The sequence below is a fragment of the Dasania marina DSM 21967 genome (assembly GCF_000373485.1).
GTDB classification, from domain to species: domain Bacteria; phylum Pseudomonadota; class Gammaproteobacteria; order Pseudomonadales; family Dasaniaceae; genus Dasania; species Dasania marina.
In genome coordinates, this window is record NZ_KB891586.1 from 164881 (window position 1) to 180913 (window position 16033).

At 45.4% G+C, this 16033-nt stretch carries 23 protein-coding genes; 16 read left to right on the top strand and 7 right to left on the bottom strand.

Annotated elements, in window-relative coordinates; translation table 11 throughout:
• Nucleotides 1-14: 14 nt before the first annotated feature.
• The 3 genes from B067_RS0113505 to B067_RS0113515 form a co-directional block, all read right to left on the bottom strand.
• The gene (locus tag B067_RS0113505; protein WP_019530616.1) at nucleotides 15-608 is read right to left on the bottom strand and encodes a TetR/AcrR family transcriptional regulator; all 594 of its coding nucleotides are present in this window, start codon (nucleotides 606-608) and stop codon (nucleotides 15-17) included.
• A gap of 1186 nt (nucleotides 609-1794) precedes the next feature.
• Complete coding sequence (locus B067_RS0113510; protein ID WP_019530617.1) at nucleotides 1795-2853, bottom strand: phage integrase; 1059 nt, start codon at nucleotides 2851-2853, stop codon at nucleotides 1795-1797.
• An 8-nt stretch (nucleotides 2854-2861) separates the two neighbouring features.
• A complete protein-coding gene (locus tag B067_RS0113515; protein WP_019530618.1) occupies nucleotides 2862-3197 on the bottom strand; it encodes a helix-turn-helix domain-containing protein in 336 nt (111 codons plus the stop codon).
• An 81-nt stretch (nucleotides 3198-3278) separates the two neighbouring features.
• On the opposite strand from B067_RS0113515, the gene B067_RS21860 reads away from it, so the two are divergent.
• The 13 genes from B067_RS21860 to B067_RS0113575 all read left to right on the top strand — a co-directional run bounded on the left by B067_RS21860 (nucleotide 3279) and on the right by B067_RS0113575 (nucleotide 9947).
• Nucleotides 3279-3473: a hypothetical protein gene (locus B067_RS21860; RefSeq protein WP_156820844.1), complete on the top strand. Its 195-nt coding sequence runs from the start codon at nucleotides 3279-3281 to the stop codon at nucleotides 3471-3473.
• The gene (locus B067_RS0113520; RefSeq protein WP_019530619.1) at nucleotides 3452-3646 is read left to right on the top strand and encodes a hypothetical protein; all 195 of its coding nucleotides are present in this window, start codon (nucleotides 3452-3454) and stop codon (nucleotides 3644-3646) included. Before B067_RS21860 ends, B067_RS0113520 begins: the two co-directional genes overlap by 22 nt.
• A gap of 12 nt (nucleotides 3647-3658) precedes the next feature.
• Complete coding sequence (locus tag B067_RS0113525; RefSeq protein WP_019530620.1) at nucleotides 3659-6451, top strand: toprim domain-containing protein; 2793 nt, start codon at nucleotides 3659-3661, stop codon at nucleotides 6449-6451.
• A 279-nt stretch (nucleotides 6452-6730) separates the two neighbouring features.
• Nucleotides 6731-7138, top strand: coding sequence for a hypothetical protein (locus B067_RS0113530; RefSeq protein ID WP_019530621.1), 408 nt, complete (start codon nucleotides 6731-6733; stop codon nucleotides 7136-7138).
• Between the two features lie 13 nt (nucleotides 7139-7151).
• Nucleotides 7152-7517 (top strand): hypothetical protein, encoded by a 366-nt coding sequence (locus tag B067_RS0113535; protein ID WP_019530622.1) that lies wholly within the window; start codon nucleotides 7152-7154, stop codon nucleotides 7515-7517.
• Between the two features lie 9 nt (nucleotides 7518-7526).
• Nucleotides 7527-7751: a hypothetical protein gene (locus tag B067_RS0113540; RefSeq protein ID WP_019530623.1), complete on the top strand. Its 225-nt coding sequence runs from the start codon at nucleotides 7527-7529 to the stop codon at nucleotides 7749-7751.
• On the top strand, nucleotides 7744-8022 hold the full coding sequence (locus B067_RS0113545; RefSeq protein WP_019530624.1) for a hypothetical protein: 279 nt from the start codon (nucleotides 7744-7746) through the stop codon (nucleotides 8020-8022). Before B067_RS0113540 ends, B067_RS0113545 begins: the two co-directional genes overlap by 8 nt.
• Nucleotides 8022-8267, top strand: coding sequence for a DUF7220 family protein (locus B067_RS22365; protein ID WP_019530625.1), 246 nt, complete (start codon nucleotides 8022-8024; stop codon nucleotides 8265-8267). Before B067_RS0113545 ends, B067_RS22365 begins: the two co-directional genes overlap by 1 nt.
• Nucleotides 8254-8454, top strand: a complete 201-nt coding sequence (locus tag B067_RS21865) for a DUF7706 family protein (protein ID WP_156820845.1) — start codon at nucleotides 8254-8256, stop codon at nucleotides 8452-8454. The genes B067_RS22365 and B067_RS21865 overlap by 14 nt, the downstream gene beginning before the upstream one ends.
• Nucleotides 8455-8646: 192 nt before the next feature.
• Nucleotides 8647-9225 (top strand): hypothetical protein, encoded by a 579-nt coding sequence (locus tag B067_RS21360; protein ID WP_019530627.1) that lies wholly within the window; start codon nucleotides 8647-8649, stop codon nucleotides 9223-9225.
• 33 nt (nucleotides 9226-9258) lie between these two features.
• On the top strand, nucleotides 9259-9450 hold the full coding sequence (locus tag B067_RS0113565) for a hypothetical protein (protein ID WP_019530628.1): 192 nt from the start codon (nucleotides 9259-9261) through the stop codon (nucleotides 9448-9450).
• Nucleotides 9451-9488: 38 nt separating this feature from the next.
• A complete protein-coding gene (locus B067_RS0113570; RefSeq protein ID WP_019530629.1) occupies nucleotides 9489-9695 on the top strand; it encodes a hypothetical protein in 207 nt (68 codons plus the stop codon).
• 45 nt (nucleotides 9696-9740) lie between these two features.
• Nucleotides 9741-9947: a hypothetical protein gene (locus B067_RS0113575; protein ID WP_019530630.1), complete on the top strand. Its 207-nt coding sequence runs from the start codon at nucleotides 9741-9743 to the stop codon at nucleotides 9945-9947.
• Between the two features lie 63 nt (nucleotides 9948-10010).
• Here B067_RS0113575 and B067_RS0113580 read toward each other — a convergent pair whose 3' ends face one another.
• The gene (locus B067_RS0113580; protein WP_019530631.1) at nucleotides 10011-10253 is read right to left on the bottom strand and encodes a helix-turn-helix domain-containing protein; all 243 of its coding nucleotides are present in this window, start codon (nucleotides 10251-10253) and stop codon (nucleotides 10011-10013) included.
• A 123-nt stretch (nucleotides 10254-10376) separates the two neighbouring features.
• Here B067_RS0113580 and B067_RS0113585 point away from each other — a divergent pair, with 123 nt between their 5' ends.
• Entirely contained in the window at nucleotides 10377-10709 is a 333-nt protein-coding gene (locus B067_RS0113585) for a hypothetical protein (protein WP_156820846.1), read from the top strand.
• Here the strand turns inward: B067_RS0113585 and B067_RS22265 are convergent.
• The 3 genes from B067_RS22265 to B067_RS0113600 all read right to left on the bottom strand — a co-directional run bounded on the left by B067_RS22265 (nucleotide 10706) and on the right by B067_RS0113600 (nucleotide 13839).
• Nucleotides 10706-10963: an Ogr/Delta-like zinc finger protein gene (locus tag B067_RS22265; RefSeq protein ID WP_019530633.1), complete on the bottom strand. Its 258-nt coding sequence runs from the start codon at nucleotides 10961-10963 to the stop codon at nucleotides 10706-10708. The two genes, B067_RS0113585 and B067_RS22265, sit on opposite strands and share 4 nt — an antisense overlap.
• Nucleotides 10964-11028: 65 nt before the next feature.
• The gene (locus tag B067_RS0113595) at nucleotides 11029-12066 is read right to left on the bottom strand and encodes a phage portal protein (protein WP_019530634.1); all 1038 of its coding nucleotides are present in this window, start codon (nucleotides 12064-12066) and stop codon (nucleotides 11029-11031) included.
• 21 nt (nucleotides 12067-12087) lie between these two features.
• Nucleotides 12088-13839 (bottom strand): terminase large subunit domain-containing protein, encoded by a 1752-nt coding sequence (locus B067_RS0113600; RefSeq protein WP_019530635.1) that lies wholly within the window; start codon nucleotides 13837-13839, stop codon nucleotides 12088-12090.
• A gap of 181 nt (nucleotides 13840-14020) precedes the next feature.
• Here B067_RS0113600 and B067_RS21365 point away from each other — a divergent pair, with 181 nt between their 5' ends.
• A complete protein-coding gene (locus B067_RS21365) occupies nucleotides 14021-14884 on the top strand; it encodes a GPO family capsid scaffolding protein (RefSeq protein WP_019530636.1) in 864 nt (287 codons plus the stop codon).
• Between the two features lie 60 nt (nucleotides 14885-14944).
• Nucleotides 14945-15979, top strand: coding sequence for a phage major capsid protein, P2 family (locus B067_RS0113610; protein WP_019530637.1), 1035 nt, complete (start codon nucleotides 14945-14947; stop codon nucleotides 15977-15979).
• The last annotated feature ends 54 nt before the right edge of the window (nucleotides 15980-16033 follow it).

Here is a 16033-nt window from a genome sequence, read left to right on the forward strand (position 1 = left end):
CATACACTATGATGCTAGCTTTTAGCTCCGGCTATATATGAATCCACTAAATCCATACACATAGCCAACATAGCTTTAGTATTATATTTTTTAGGATTCACCACCCACTCCAACCACAAACCATCCAGATAAGCAGTTAATGCCAAGGCTGCCACATTAGTATCCAGTGCTATCTTATTTTTTGCGGCCAAGTCATTAAAAAGCTGTCTGGCGCTTTTTCTATAACGGATATACAACTTCTCATGCACAACGGCTATCGCTGGCTCTGTACGGGTTAAAGCCCACATAGAAAAACGAAACATTATTTTATCGTCTTCAAATACGGGTTTTCTAAAACCGGACACTATAAAAGCCTCTAGCTGTGATCTAGGGTCTTCAGCAAACTCTGCTATCGTTTTGTTAGTTTCTAGCAATAGTTCATCAGAAAGATATTGATATGCCGCCGTCATCATTTCCAGCTTGTTATTAAAGCAATGCCTAACCATGCCTAATGATAAATTGGCATCATCACATATCAGCCTTAAGGAAGCTTTGTGGTAACCGTGGGCAGCCACACATCGAATTGCCGACTCAATAAGCAGGTGTTTGCTTTTTTCTAGATCATCCATAGTTTGTATCAACTGTTAGCGCATATTGAGCCCATATTTTAAACGCTGCACAAAAAGGCAAACTGATAATACAGGCGGGTATTCGACCACGATAGCATAGCCCTTACCCTTTATAAATATACTTTAAACCCGCGTCAGATCTTACATCTTACTGCAGCAATCTACCTACACCTCACCCCCCAGCCTTGGCTGTATTTTTTAAACTTGCGCGCTCTTTGTTAACCATAAAAGAAGCTGTACGAATAATTTATCTGAGTACACCCGAGTAGGCGAGGTACAGAATAGTACACTATCACTTATCGCTAAGTAGCATTCAAATACAACAGACTGCATTAGTCATATTTGAGATATATGGCAACATCTGCAACTAAGATGTTTGGCAAACCATACTAAACAAACCCCCTTCATTGCGCTTGCATTGAGTGAACTGCAACGTGCAGAATTAGTGATTGCAACTTGGGCTTCCACTAGGTGCTGATAGGCGTGGTTTATAGAGCCAGCTTCCTAGTATTTATAAAATGGATAAGTAGCAAAATATCTTTGCTAGATTGCACTCTGTAGGCGCCTGCGGCGCTAGCCTGTCTGATGGAGGGGTATTGAGCAGAGACCGCCTGAAAAGCGCTGTGAGGACACGCTGTGGACTTAGCTGGGAGTTGTTGAGCAGGACTGGTCCGGCGCGGTGTCACATTAAACAATAAAGACTCAATCTGCTAGTCACTCTCTTGTTCAGTTCTCTGAGCTGTGCTGGATTAACAGCAATACATCTTTGATGTGTTACTGCCCTGCGGGCGTCCTTGGGAAACGAGCGTTAACGTTGTGCGGTAAGTACAGGTTTTGATCATTACAGCCTGGGACTGTAATGACCTGCTGCGCAGGCTTCGTTGCTTTGTTTCTCGCCCTAGACGGAATTTTTTCTAACCGGCTTAAAGAACGAACCCAGCACGGCTTTCGCCGTGCTGAAACAAAAAAGGCCCACCCGGGAGGGTGAGCCTTTTTTGTTTAATAATGGTGGGCCGTGCTGGATTCGAACCAGCGACCAATTGGTTAAAAGCCGTTATTGGTGCTAGTTGGTACTGGCTGGTACTGGCTTGTATCGTTTAAAATCAATAGCTTAGGTTTTTTTGTGGCTGGTTCTTGCTGGCTCTGGGCGGTATAGGTGGAAAGAAAAGGGTATTTTTACCATTTTTCACCCCGCCTTTTTATCGTCCATTTTTAGCTGCTCAAGCTGGGCCAGTGGGTTTTTTTCAGTGGCGGCAATTAGGTATTTGGGTGCCAGGTGGGCATAGCGCATTGTCATTTGTATGGTTGAATGCCCTAATATTTTGCTTAGGGTAACTAGGTTACCATCGGCCATCATAAAGTGGCTGGCAAAGGTGTGGCGTAGCACATGGGTGGCTTGGCCTTTGGGTAGTATGATATTTGACCTTTCCAGCGCTCTGCCAAATGACTTATAACAGCCAGTAAACAATTTACCGGTGCGTGATCGGCCTTTGAATATTTCGGTTTTTAACTCTTCGGATATGGGCACCGTACGCGAACGCGAGGTTTTGGTTTTTAAAAAGGTAATTCTGCAGTTTCTAATTTGCCTACCGGCCAAACTTTCAGCTTCACCCCACCGGCAGCCCGTTGATAAGCAAATGCGGCTAATCATTAGTACATCGGCTGATTTACTTTGCCCCAAATTAAACAACAGCTTATCAAGTTGCTTAAAATCCAAATACGCCATTTCATTATCATCTAACGCGATAGGCTTTATTTTGGCTAGTGGGTTTTCTTGCTGCCACTTATCGGCCCTAATCAACACATTAAAAACAGCCTTAAAATAGCCCAAATCATGGTTACATGTTTTTTTGGATATCGGGGTTTTCTTATTCTTTTTTGCCGTGGCAGTACCCTCTAACCGCGACTTACGAAACTGCAAAAATGAAGCGGCCGTAAAGTCACACGCCCTAGGGTTACCCATTACATTAGCCAGCGCCAACAAATACGTTTTGCGCTTATCGCCACCTTTCAACGTGTGGCCATGCAAGTCGTGCCACTCGCCAATAAGCTCACTTAACAAACGCTTATCATGCCTAGCCGGTGCCCAATCTTTATTGCCATGCGCTTGCGCCAGCACCCATTTTAAAAACACATTGGCATCAGCTTTATTATCAAATAAACGAATAAAACGCTTACCCTCTTTACCGAATGGCCTTTCGTCTACCTTCCACCGGCCATCGCTTGTTTTCTTTGGCCCACTCATAACAACACCTACTTAATTTTATTTTCTAGGTCATAGCCTTCGGGATAAATACCCGCATCCAGCTTAGCCGCAACAATTCTGCACAGCTTACTTTGGCTTTCCTGCAGCTCACCCAAAGTAATATCGCCCTGGTATGAAAGCCACTTGGCAAACTCAGGGAATATGGTCAAAACATCTTCTATTTCGTGGTCATACATACGCGACCGGGTTTCAACATTTTTTAATCGGGACAAAGGCATACCAATAATTTCGGCAAACTCATCCTGCACTAAACCCGTTAACAAACGCATCGCTTTTAAGCGCTGGCCCGTTGTTAATTGTTTTATTTGTTGTTTCTCGTTCATCACTCCACACCCTTTAAAACTTCCCGTACTGGCTGGTATAGCCTCGCTCTGGCTGTTCTGGTGTTAATTTAAGCAGTAATAGTGCTGATATGGCAAGAATTAAAAGCTCATACAGCACTAAAACATGCACTTAATCACAAATATTTTTATAAAAGTGCTGTTACAGCACTTGTAATTGCTAAAAAACTACTCTATCTTGGCAAAAGTGCTGATACAGCACCAAACAAGCCAGTACCAGCCAAGGAAACAAGAAAATGCCAAAAAACCTACAAATAACCATCCTTACCCCCGTAATGACAAAAGAAAAGTTCCAAGAAGTATCAGGACTAAGAGAGGGGCAAATAAAAACCCAAATAGCAGAAGGAAACTTAGAAACCGTAAAAATTGGGCGCCTGCGCCTGCTCAACATCGCAAAAATTACCGCCGCCTGTCTTGACGAAACTGTATAAGGAGCCGGCCAAATGCATTACCAAAATAATGATGACCACATACCCGATATTGTCGACGCATTGCGCGGCGATAACATACTGGCATTTAAACGCGAAGTTAGCGGCTATTTGCGTGAGGGTGTTTGCCCAAGGTGTGAAAAGCGAGAGCTATATATAAGCGTAAAAAACCCGTGGATGATTAAATGCGGGCGCGAAAATAATTGCGGCCACCAAGAAAGCACCCGCGATTTATACCCCGATATATTCGAGAGCTTTAAAAATCGCTACCCCGAAACAGAAGCCAACCCTAATGCCACAGCCGATGCCTATCTAAAAATCAATCGTGGCTTTGACCTTAGCAAAATTAAAGGCGACTACAACCAATCCATATTTCACCACACCAAAACCAAAACCATGGCCTTAGTGGCGCGTTTTCCACTATGGGATAACCAATATTGGGATAGATTGATAGAACGCGAAGACGTAGAAAAAGCAGGCATCAAAGCCCACTTTAACTATGGCTTTAAAAGCAAAGGCCTAGCGTGGAAACCCAAAGCCATGGCCATCACCAAGGGCGATACCGTTTACATCGTAGAGGGTATTTTTCACGCCATCGCATTATGGCTAGCAGGTTACAAAGCTGTAGCCGCCTTTGCTTCTACCATGTTCCCATGGGAAACCGTCAAAGCTAACCCCGATGTAAATTGGGTGCTGGCCTACGATGACGACCCAGCTGGCCGCAAATATATGCGCAAATACCTAGAGCAACTAGGGCGCAAAGGTATTAGCGCCAAAGTCGCGTTAACCGGCGAAACCGATAATGGCCTGGGCAAACAAGATTGGGACGATCTCTACAGGGCTGGCAAACTAACCGACCGTTTCATGGCCAAATGCCAACAACGTGGCGACCTATTCGCAGCAAAAACCCTAAAAGAAAAGGCCTACCACTGGTATTGCCAAAAAGAAAGCACCACCTACATACTCGATTTTGATAACAAACTACACCACCTAAAAGTGAGTGAAGACCTAACCAAAGACTTAAAAAAACGCGCCGCCATACTCAATGGTGATGAAGAAAAACCAGAACCCAGCGAAGGCGACAGCCACAAGCAAGTCGACCTAGAAGAAGCCATAGGCGAAACACCCAGCCCCAAAGCCAGCAAAAAACCGGCTAAAGAAACCAGCACCAAAGACGTTCTGCACAGCGCCGAAGGCCAAGCACTGTTTGAAACCCATGTAAAAGTAGTCGCCCTATCAAACTGTTTCCCCCAGTTTTTATACTGCGAAATAGACAACCTAACCGATGAAATTACCTACTATTTCAACATTAGTTTTCCCAACGAAAACGACAGAGCCGTAGGCTTCCCCGGCAGCGCCGTTGATACACCATCAGGCTTTAGAAAACACCTAATAAACAAAGCCGGTGGCGCAACCTTTAAAGGCAACGAATGGCAGTTCGAAAAACTGCAGGCCCAGTGGTTTAACCACGGCATAGTAAACGTGCACACCGTGCCCTTTTTAGGCTACGACAAAAACAGCGGCATCTACGTTTACAAAGATTTTGCTTTTTACAATGGCCGAGAAATAAAAATAAACCGCCACAACTATTTCACCGCTAATAAGCACCGCATAAAAACCAGCTTTCGCAGCATAGAGATAGTCAAAAATAAACACTTCGATAACAGCTGGATAAACGACTTTCACAAAGTCTTTCACTGGAACGGCCTAGTCGCCCTAGCGTTTTGGTTGGGCAGCTTATTTGCCGAGCAAATACGCAAAGAGCTGGCAGCGTTCCCCTTCCTAGAAATGTCAGGCCCACCAGCCACCGGCAAATCCACCGTATTAGAGTTTATGTGGAAGCTCATAGGCCGCGATGAATACGAAGGTTTCGACCCCAGCAAAGCCACCTTTGCCGCACGGTCAAGAGCCTTTATACAAGTAGCCAACATGCCAGTGGTATTAATAGAGGGCGACCGCGAAGCTGCCAGCGCCAAAAAAGGCGCCTTCGACCCCAACGAACTAAAAACCGCCTACAACGGTAGGGCCGTGCGTTCAATGGGTGCCTTTAACCGTGGTAACGATATAGAAGAACCGCCATTTCGGGGCACCGTAGTGCTGGCACAAAATGCCGAAATAGATGCCGACCAAGCCGTGCTAGAACGTATCGTGCACCTGCACTTTACCAAAGCCCACTTCTCACCGGTCACCAAAAAACTCGCCCGCAACTTTGAGCAAGCCAACGTCAAAACCGCCAGCGGCTTTTTAACCGCGGCACTCAGCAACGAAAAAGACATACTCAGCCACTTTTTTGATCGCTACGAGTTTTACGAAAAACACTACAGCGACTTAGACCAGTGCAAAAACCAGCGAGTAATAAAAAACCACGCCATGGTGGCAGCCATGGCCAGCGCCCTGCGCACGTTTTTATTCCCGCAAATGCCCGAAAAAACATTTAACACCCTAACCGACTTTATACACAGCCGTGGCATAACCCGCGAACAACGCCTATCAGCCGACCACCCAGCCATACAGCAATTTTGGGAGGCCTACGAAGTGCTAGGCAGCAAAACACAGCAGCTGGCATCTGTTGACCGCAACAAATACAACCACAGCAAAGATGAACAGCTAATAGCCATACGCCTGCAGGAATTTACCGCCGCATGTGCCTTTGAACGTATAGAGCTGCCCAATCACCTAGAGCTGCGCAAGCTATTACCCACCAGCAAACAATACAAATTTGTGAAGGCTGGCAACGTCAGATCCAACCAAACAGATAAGGCCGTACATTGCTGGATTTTTGAGCGTTCGGCCCCTGTTAGTGGGTAATTTGAAAAAGTTGGGGGGGGTGCGCAAACACCTAACAAACCTAACAAAACCAAAGACGCGGCTACAGCCCGCGAAACTAAAGGGCTGTAGCAAATAGAGGAATCTAACAAACACCTAACAAGCATCTAACAAGTTAGGTTAAAAAAAAATAGATAAATCTAACTTTTAATAACTACAAAAGCCTTATAAATCAACGATGTAAGGTGGGCTGTTAGGTTGTGTTAGGTCGGCCATCTAACAAGATTAGCGTTTTAACTTACTGATAATTAAGGAGTTTTTATGGAAAACAACACCGCGTTAGGAATGTTAGGTGTTTGCGCAACCCCCCCCCCAAAGCTGGGGCTAGCACCCAACAAAACCGAAGCCCAAATGCGCGACCACCTAGCTTATGAGCTGGTCACCCAATACCCCGCCGACACCGTTGCCCGGTGGCTGGCTGATGAGCGCCGCAACAGTGCCCGTTTTGCTGTTGATATGGCCGCCCGCATCGATGAGCAACAAAAACTACTTACCGCAAACAACTACTGCCGTGACTACAGCCGCGCAGAAATAGCTATGTGGCTAGATTCGCTGCCCACCATACAAGAGCGTGATCAATGGCGCGAACGGCTCAACCGCGCCCGTTTAGATGCCCCCAAGCGCCAAGTGCTATGCCAAACACTCAAACAACAAACTCAAACAAGTTAACAGGAGTTAACCCGTGAATAAAAACGAAAAAATATACCCAACCCACATACCCAAAAAAGCACAGCTAACCATAGCCAGCAAAAATATATGGTTGCACAACTGCGCCCAGGCTGAAATTGAATACGGCCGCATGATCACCCTATGTTTTGATAACCGCTACGCCAGCGTAACCATTCACTACACCGACATATCCGACAAACACGCCGTTGCCACCTTCCACCCCGATCGAAAAAACAACACCGAATTTTTCGGGCTAAAGTTTTACGCCATCGCCGCAAAGCTAAACCCCATAGGCGAAGTTATCGCCTACGCCATAGCCTACGAAAAAACCGATAACTACCAGCCCCTAGTGGCACCACAAAGCCGTGCACTGCACTAAGGAACCACCATGCAAAACTACGATGTTTTTAACCACAACACCCAACTAGACATAGAAGAAAACAGCCCCTACAAAGCTGCCGAAGAGTTTGCCGAAGCCGAAAACTTATGCAATGGCAGCCACGTAGTGGTAGAGGGCCACGGCACGTTCAACATAGCCACCAACGGCGACTACTACATAGCCACCAACATTAGCGACGAAGACCTAGTAACAGGGGGCCACCACCATGCCTAAGCAAAAGCACCGTTGCGGCCTAACACCGGCCGAAAGAGTAGAAAAGATTTTTAATGCTGTAACCCAGTACCAACCCGTATCTATTGAAAGCATAAGCAACATAGTCGGCATCTACGAAGATGAACTGTACTACCCCTTAGCAACACTACGATCAACCGACCGCATCATGGGGCCTGATGATGCCCTAGTTATAGTGCTAACCCCCACCGCATTAACCCTGCATAAAAAGCGCTGGGATAAAAACCTATTCACCAACACGGCGGCCGCATAATGCAAACAAAAATCGGTTCACTCATAGAGTCAATAATAAACATCTTAATAGGCTACTTCGTTGCCCTATTAAGCCAGGTCGTTATTTTTCCCCACTACGACATTTACATAAGCATGCAAGACAACCTGTTAATAGGCGCATGGTTCACCCTTATTAGCCTAGTGCGTAGCTTTATCATACGGCGCCTCTTTAATGCACGTTTAGCTAAACCAGCCACCGCAGGGGGACACCATGCGAAAAACTAACGTAATAATAACCGCCAACATGACCCAAGAGCAGGCCCTAGCCTTGGCACTCTTATTAAAGCGCCTAGGCCACAGTGATTTTGAACGGCATGCAGAGCCATGCCACCCAACCCAACTAGAAGACATGAAAAATGCCACCGCCGAAATTAGCTATGGCTTATCGATGATTGGGTTTAACCCACGTTAATAGTAATTAAATATATTGGAGAAAGTTAGATGCATGAAAAAATAGATTTATTGCTTGGAGTAATAGTTATCTCGGCTATAGCTGTAGGAGGTTTTACGCTGATACTAATTACACGGATGTGGTTTTGGGTAGCTGTTATCGCCATCACATTAATAACTAACACGTAATTAGACCAGATTGGAGAAAGTTAAAATGAACAATAAAGAGCACGCAAAAGAGTATCTAACCAAGCGCAATTATGAAATGGAAATACTCCATGATGATGGCGTTAATCGCACTCTAAAATTCATGCACGAAAAGAGTCACAACGGTTACTTTATGATTACTACATGGCCCGGTCATTTGGCTATCAGTGGCGATATGGGTACATACGTTTTTTCACGCATTAACGACATGATTGATTTCTTCAGCGGCGATGGTGTTAATCCCGGTTACTGGGCAGAAAAAGTAATGGCGGAGTCAAAATTCGGTGATGGTGTTTCTGCTTTTGAGGCTGATTATTTTATTACTGAAACTAAAAAATACCTAACTGAATACTTCACGGATGCAGGAACTTTAGATGAAGAGAGCGAGGAGTATTTCGATCAGCTCGATATGATTGGTGACGAATACGAGGCCATTGCTTGGGTTCGTGGCATTGATCTTGACGGGCTAGAGCCTTCGGATATATGGGTACGTGACCAATACACGTTCCACTATCTATTTGCTTGTTACGCCATCAACTTCGCTTGCAATGCCTATCTAAGCGGCAAAGAAGAAAAGGCGGCGTAAGTCGCAGTTAGACCAGATACCGGAGTTTTAAAAATGTCACAAACTGAATACACAAAAGCCAATGCAAAAAACGGCATCTCGGGGCAAAAGATACTGGATGCTGGGTTGAATGTTTTTGGCTTGCAACTAGTGCTGGAGTCATTTACTGAAATAGCAGGCAAGGACACCACGCCCCTAGAGTTCACTTATCTGGGCGTAAAGGTGAAGCTTCAGATTGATGAGTAACGCGTAATTAGACCACTAAAACAACATAGGTGATAAAAATGGATAACCTAATTGAAGCTTTGCAAATATTTATGAAGTACAAGAATGTTAAGTGGCCAACAAACTGTAGCCACGATGTACTTGCGATAATGGACGTTGAACAATCAGAAGTTTCAAAAGCGGACACTAAGCGGCTAGATGAGCTTGATTTCTTTTGGAGCGAAGAGTACGACTGCTTTATTTCATTTCATTACGGCAGCGCTTAACTTTTCAACTAGACCATAAAGCCGTGTTAGCGGCAGGGAATTTAAATGTTCAGTGGCGATGAGATTACCACCATAAGAAAATCAATTATTGACGGCGTTAATGCCGCAAAAAATAGCGGAATTGATGTTGATTATCCAGAATCATTTACAGCTGAGAGTGAAAATAATGGAAAGAAAATAACCGTAAAGTACCCACTTTTTGATAGTTCTCGACCGCTTGAGGTGGACGCACCACCATTGCGCAATGGGTGAAGCTCTAACAACGACCATATGACGCTGAAACCCTGCACCGCTCAGCAGCGCATAGCGCAAATGTCAATCAAAAACAAACAACTCAAACACCTCACACCGCAGCTCAGCAGCGAGCTGCTCAATCAAATCAAATCGGGGGCCTTGTAGCCCCCTTTCTATATTGCTTATCGTTTCCACGGTGCAATGTACACGCTCGGCTAACTCATCCTGTGTTATCGACCGTTGCGCCCTGTAAAACGCAACATTCTTACCAAACTTATGTTTTAAATTCATGGTGGCAATAATTAATGTGTTGGTGTATGGCATTGCATTTTAATAACTTGCGGCTATATTCAACACGGAGTAAAACTTCGGGATTGGTGTTTTTTTATCCACACACATTAACCGGCAAATAATAAGCCAAATATGCGGTACGGGAGAAGGAGTCGATTGGCCGTTTTCGTTGTAATGGAGGCCAAGCAGGCTATGTACGAAATGGAAATATCAGAAGAACAATTAAACGCTATCAAACTAGCAAAGCTTACCATAGTAAAATCACCAAGTGGCAAGGCGCTATTAATGCCCTGTAATAGCTTGGCTAAAACGCTACTGATTGATGAGCTATCCACGATTAAAGACTCGTTGCGATTGCTGCAACTGAGTTTATGCGGTCACTCAGGCGACCCCATAACATTAGAGGCCGAGCCCCAGCAAGGCATTGCAAACCTAATAGATGATTTAATTATGAAGCTAGAAAAAAGCCGCAAATTAATAGCGGCTTAGTTGGCAGGCACCGACAGGAAGCGATTGAATAATTGCATCCTGTCTTTTTCACACATATTTTGCAGCAACTCAAAAACAGCACCATCGCTGGCTTGTTTGGCAGGGTTAATAGAGTGCGAAAACGATTGCGTAATCACAAACGTATGCCCGCAAAAAACATCACTACAGGCACAGTATAGGTTAGTCACCTGCTCACTCAGCAGCTTAGTTGACCTTACCCGCGCTTTCGCCCCACACAAACACTTAACCGCCATAGCTACCCCCGTTGCCAAGGTGTAATTTTAGCACTTATAAGTGCGCTTTTAAACTTTGCCGGGCCTTACGGGCTAATAAAGCCGGGCTCTTTAAACTGTATGGGGTTACCGGTAAACAACTTATTTAAGCACTTAAAGGGCAACTGCCTGGGCACCACCTCGTTTTCGTAGTCCACCCGCATAATTTTTTCTATATCACCAAAACCCACCGTATTTTCGGGCATAATACCCGCCAAGGCTGGCTGTATACGGTGCATACTAATAACATCGTTACGGCTAATATTTTTAATGCGCTCAAATTCATCTTTGGTGGCTATATCGCCTACCGGCAAAATTTGCACATCGTCTTTTTTGCCGCCGGGTAAGTTCACAAACAGGTTTTTAAAGTTACCCACCCCTTTGCTTTCTTGTATTTTGTGTTGCAGGGTTTTGGCGTCTTCATCTTCTAGCGCCGCACCACAATAAAACACAAAGCCACTATGGCTGCCGTTTTCATAATAGCGCCGCCTAAACAGGGTGGCGCTCTCGTTTAGCAATGCCGACTGTATGCCACCCATATAATCGGGCACCCCGTAAATTTGTTGCCTAACGCAATAGCGCTTGCAGTGCACCACCTCGCCTTTTTTAAATGCTGTGTAGGTTCGGTCGGGCTTAATCATGCAATACGTATTGGGGGCTATCATGCGCCGCATATTTAAGCCTGGCAGCGTGGTTAACCGCAGCAGCTTGCCCAGCCTATTGGTGTAGGCCTGCAAATAAAACTGCCCAAACATGCCATATTCTATGGCGGCTTTTTCCATTTCTTCTAAGGGAAAAATATCGTTATCCTCATAAAAACGGATAATAGAGTTTTTCTTAATGGCCAATGCCGAGCCATGGTGGGCATTAACTGATTCAAGCTTAGCCAAGCCAACCAACGACACCGGCGGCGTGTAATACACATCGTTATTATCTTTAAACACCCCTAAATAATCCGTAATATTCGTTGCCAGCACCGATTCTGGGTCACCAAAGCTAAAGGCCATGCTCTTTTTTTTGCTAGTGCTAGTGCTTGGCGCCTTGAAATTTTGCATATTACGGTGCAGGTTATCTTTGCGGCTCATTGGGCATCCTTAAACGTGGTGTTAGCCAACCCTACTTTTACGTTGCGGGCCAGATAAAGGTTCATTGTGTATTGCGTGCATAATCGACCAGGCCACATCGGCATGGCCTAAATCGGCGGTTCTATCGGCGGCATAGGTTATTTGGTCACTGTTAGTCACAATTTGCCGTATTTGCATAAATGATTGTGGTATCGATTGTTCGCCAGCATCCCATGCAATGCGGCCACCCTCTATAACGTCTTGCGCTTTTAGCACCAATTGCGTTTTAGTGTTCATGCCATAATGTATGGGCGTGGCGCGTGGGTAGTAACGTTTAACCATTTCAAACACACCACCACCGGGGCCGGTAACATCTATGCCCATGTATTGAATATTGTAGCGCTGGGTGATTTCTTTAATGCGGCTAGCTTGGCTGGCATAGCTGCCCATTAAATTAAACCATTCCAACACCCTAAATTTGCCACCGGCATCAAGGGGTGGTGCCACCACACAAAATATTGATTTATCGCCTTTTCTTGCAGGGTCATAGCCCGCCCACACCGGGGTATTATCAAACGGCCTAGCCAGTGCTTTATTAAAGTCCTTCCACTTTTCGTAACTATCAACACCACAGGCCAACAGCTTATCAAGGGTAAATACGCCATCGCCTTCGCGCCTAAATTCGCACATAAACAAATTGCGAAACACCGCATCGGGGCGCTCATTGCGCAGCTGCGCTATATCGAATAAATCACAGCCTTTGGCCTCAGCATCTACCACCGTTACCATGTTACGCCAGATACCATCAGCGCATAGCAGGCCATCTTTTAAGGTTTCGTGATCTAGCGGTATTTCTATTTTCTTTTTGCGTTTGCGGGCTTTGTTAAACCACTCACCCGTCCATAAGGGGTAAGCGCTGTGGCTTTCCATTGATGGCGTACTAAAATACGTGGTGCGCCATTTCTTTTGTGATGCTATGCCGCTAGCCACTTCGTTAACCTTGGCAAAGCTTTGCATCCAAAACACTTCATCTACATACAAGTGGCCGTGGTAGCCCTGGGCAGTGCGCGCATTGGTGCTCAAAAAGCGCAGCTCAGCGCCATTACTCAGCACAATCACATCGCCTTTTAGCTCTATATCAAAATAGTCTTTAGCAAAACCAATAATATAAGCCTTAAATATATTGGCTTGATCTTTAGAGGCCGATAAAAATATTTGGTTATCGCCCGTTAGCACCGCATCTTCGAAGGCTTCCCACGCAAAATAAAACGTAGCGCCTATTTGCCGGCTTTTTAAAATAAACCGCATACGGTATGACTTAGCGTCATGCCAGGTGTTCTGGTATTCATAAAACAGCTCTTTGCGTATAGTCGCTAGCTGCTCTGCCGTAATCCCCGACACATCGTTTTTAACTTTCTTGCTACGCTCTTTTTTATTCTTGCCGCCACCGCCGCCATCATTACCAGCCGCCATGCCTTTTTTTAGCTGTATGGCCTTGGCTTTCTTTTGCTCTATGCCCGCCAGCTTATCGAGCTGGTTTATTAGCCTATCCATTTCAGCTAGCTGGTCGGGCTTTTTATTGTCGCGCTCAGCCAACAAGCAAATGCGGCGGCTAATAGCCTGCTCTACCGTTTCATGGGTTAGCAGCAAATCCCACTGATGCTTAACAATCCAATAACGCACGATGCGTTCATTGTTTAGTTCTAGGGTTTCTCTAATTTCTTTAACGGAATGCTTTTTTAAATAAAGCATTTTAGCCGTTTCTATCGTTTCTTTGGGGTATCTCGATGCCATGCCGCGCAGTTTATAGCGTTTTGTTAGCCCATTATTGCTAAGTCAGTTTTGCAAAGTTTGTTATACAGCAATGCAAAATAACGCAAACCGTAACACTTTGAATGCGGCATTTTTTGCGCTTAAAGTGGGGCCTCTTGAAAGCACAGCGATTAACAGCAACCACCACCACTAAGGCAATTTAATGGCACGCGAATTAAAAACAGGTTGGTTAAAAATAGCCACTAGCGGTTCGGTAGTTTATGGCAAGTCTGATGGCCGTGTAATTCAAAAAGATTGGCTATTGCAAATGGCCGAAAACTACAACACCAACGTGCATACCGCACAGTTATGGTTTGAACACACGCGCTTTTATGGCTCAGCCGGTAAAGTGTTAGCGTTAAAAATTGAAGATGCTGTAGAGGATCAGCTAGCCGGTGAAATCCACCTGTTTGCCATACTCGCCCCCAACGATGCATTAATTCAAAATAACAAACAGGGTTATTACACCTTTTGCTCTATAGAGGTAGGCGAAGATTACCTGGGTAAAGGCAGTTATTTTTTACAAGGCGTAGGCGTAACCGATGAGCCAGCCAGCGCGGGCGTTTCAGAGTTAAAATTCAGCAAGCAAGACACCCCACCCAGCTACACCGCCCAATCCATAGAGTTTAACGCCAGCCAAATCGAAGACGAACGCAATTTTTTAAATCGTCTATTGCCCAACAAAAAACACCCAACATCTTTTAACGAAACCAGCGAGAGCGAACCCGCCATGAACGAAAAGCAATTTCAAGCGTTTAACCAATCGATAGAAAACCAAACAGCGGCAATAACAGCACTCGCCGAGTCATTCAAAGCCAAGCCTGCATCCGAAGGCGAAACACCCGCAGCAGCAGCAGAGCCCAGCAGCGAGTTTACCGCCCTGCAAGAAACCATTACCGCGCAATCAGCGGCACTTGAAAAGCTAACAGCCCAATTTTCTAAATTGCTTGAAGAACAGCCAGGCACAGAATTAGAAGAAACAGCCGGCGGTGATGCTGCCGGCCGTACATTCAAAAAAACCCTGTAGTTACGCTAAAGCCACAGTAAATTTTAACAAAATCCGATTAGCAACAGAGAGAGCAAAACCATGCTACGCAAAACCGCTTTAGCCTTTTCTATTATGGCTGCCAACATTGCCGAAACCTACGAAGTCGATGACGTAAGCAAAAAGTTTTCGGCAACACCCTCTATCGCCCAAGAGCTAGTAGATGCTATTACCCTAGAAGATGGCTTCTTAAAATTAATCAACGTAGTGCCTGTTGATGAATTGCAAGGCGAAAAAGTCATGGGCAGCGCCAACGGCATAGTGCCCAAGCGCACCAATACCGCAGTAGGTGACCGCCTAACAACCGACATTTTAAACCTAGGCAGCAAAACCTTTCAGTTATACAAAAGCGAATTCGATGTGCACATTAAATACAGCACAATCGATAGCTGGGCAAAGTTCCCCAACCTAGATGAAAAATACGGCAAGTATGTGCGCAAGCAAATTGCCCTAGGCCGCATCATGGTGGGCTGGCACGGCACTAGCGCAGCAACCGTTACCGACCCTAGTACCTACACCATGGGTGAAGATGTTAACAAAGGCTGGTTTCAAATATTGCGCGACTATAACAGCGGCGCACAAATTCTGGACGAAGGTGCAACAACAAGCCAAATTCGCATAGGCACCGGCGGCGACTACGTTAATCTTGATGCAGCCGTACACGACTGCAAACAAATGCTAAACATCATTCACCGCGATGCTAGCGACCTAGTAGCCATCATCGGCACCGACTTACTCGCCGAAGATAAAACCCAGCTTTACATAAGCCAAGGCCAAACACCTACCGAAAAAGAGCGCATAGAAAACACAGCGGTAACACGCACCTATGCAGGCTTGCCAGCCATCAAACCGCCTTCGCACTTCCCTGCACGCGGCATCATGGTTACCTCGTTAGATAACCTATCAATCTATTACCAAAGCAGCTCAGTGCGCCGCAAAATTGAAGATAATTCAAAACGCGATCGCATAGAAGACTTTAACTCGCTTAACGAAGGTTACGTTATCGAAGACGAAGAGAAAGCAGCAGCCTTTGAGTTTGAAAACGTTAAGTTATACAACGGCACCGCCTGGGTATAAAACACCATTGCCCCGCTACGGCGGGGATTTTTTAGACCTATTCAAATAAATCGC

Bases quoted from the DNA above. Each gene is read 5' to 3' on its own strand.
- B067_RS22265 (WP_019530633.1), bottom strand. From the start codon at position 10,963: ATGGCGGTTAAGTGTTTGTGTGGGGCGAAAGCGCGGGTAAGGTCAACT.
- B067_RS0113515 (WP_019530618.1), bottom strand. From the start codon at position 3,197: ATGAACGAGAAACAACAAATAAAACAATTAACAACGGGCCAGCGCTTA.
- B067_RS0113520 (WP_019530619.1), top strand. From the start codon at position 3,452: ATGCCAAAAAACCTACAAATAACCATCCTTACCCCCGTAATGACAAAA.
- B067_RS0113540 (WP_019530623.1), top strand. From the start codon at position 7,527: ATGCAAAACTACGATGTTTTTAACCACAACACCCAACTAGACATAGAA.
- B067_RS0113530 (WP_019530621.1), top strand. From the start codon at position 6,731: ATGGAAAACAACACCGCGTTAGGAATGTTAGGTGTTTGCGCAACCCCC.
- B067_RS0113580 (WP_019530631.1), bottom strand. From the start codon at position 10,253: ATGCCATACACCAACACATTAATTATTGCCACCATGAATTTAAAACAT.
- B067_RS22365 (WP_019530625.1), top strand. From the start codon at position 8,022: ATGCAAACAAAAATCGGTTCACTCATAGAGTCAATAATAAACATCTTA.
- B067_RS0113545 (WP_019530624.1), top strand. From the start codon at position 7,744: ATGCCTAAGCAAAAGCACCGTTGCGGCCTAACACCGGCCGAAAGAGTA.
- B067_RS0113565 (WP_019530628.1), top strand. From the start codon at position 9,259: ATGTCACAAACTGAATACACAAAAGCCAATGCAAAAAACGGCATCTCG.
- B067_RS0113570 (WP_019530629.1), top strand. From the start codon at position 9,489: ATGGATAACCTAATTGAAGCTTTGCAAATATTTATGAAGTACAAGAAT.
- B067_RS0113610 (WP_019530637.1), top strand. From the start codon at position 14,945: ATGCTACGCAAAACCGCTTTAGCCTTTTCTATTATGGCTGCCAACATT.
- B067_RS0113595 (WP_019530634.1), bottom strand. From the start codon at position 12,066: ATGAGCCGCAAAGATAACCTGCACCGTAATATGCAAAATTTCAAGGCG.
- B067_RS21865 (WP_156820845.1), top strand. From the start codon at position 8,254: ATGCGAAAAACTAACGTAATAATAACCGCCAACATGACCCAAGAGCAG.
- B067_RS0113510 (WP_019530617.1), bottom strand. From the start codon at position 2,853: ATGAGTGGGCCAAAGAAAACAAGCGATGGCCGGTGGAAGGTAGACGAA.
- B067_RS21360 (WP_019530627.1), top strand. From the start codon at position 8,647: ATGAACAATAAAGAGCACGCAAAAGAGTATCTAACCAAGCGCAATTAT.
- B067_RS0113600 (WP_019530635.1), bottom strand. From the start codon at position 13,839: ATGGCATCGAGATACCCCAAAGAAACGATAGAAACGGCTAAAATGCTT.
- B067_RS0113575 (WP_019530630.1), top strand. From the start codon at position 9,741: ATGTTCAGTGGCGATGAGATTACCACCATAAGAAAATCAATTATTGAC.
- B067_RS0113525 (WP_019530620.1), top strand. From the start codon at position 3,659: ATGCATTACCAAAATAATGATGACCACATACCCGATATTGTCGACGCA.
- B067_RS21365 (WP_019530636.1), top strand. From the start codon at position 14,021: ATGGCACGCGAATTAAAAACAGGTTGGTTAAAAATAGCCACTAGCGGT.
- B067_RS0113505 (WP_019530616.1), bottom strand. From the start codon at position 608: ATGGATGATCTAGAAAAAAGCAAACACCTGCTTATTGAGTCGGCAATT.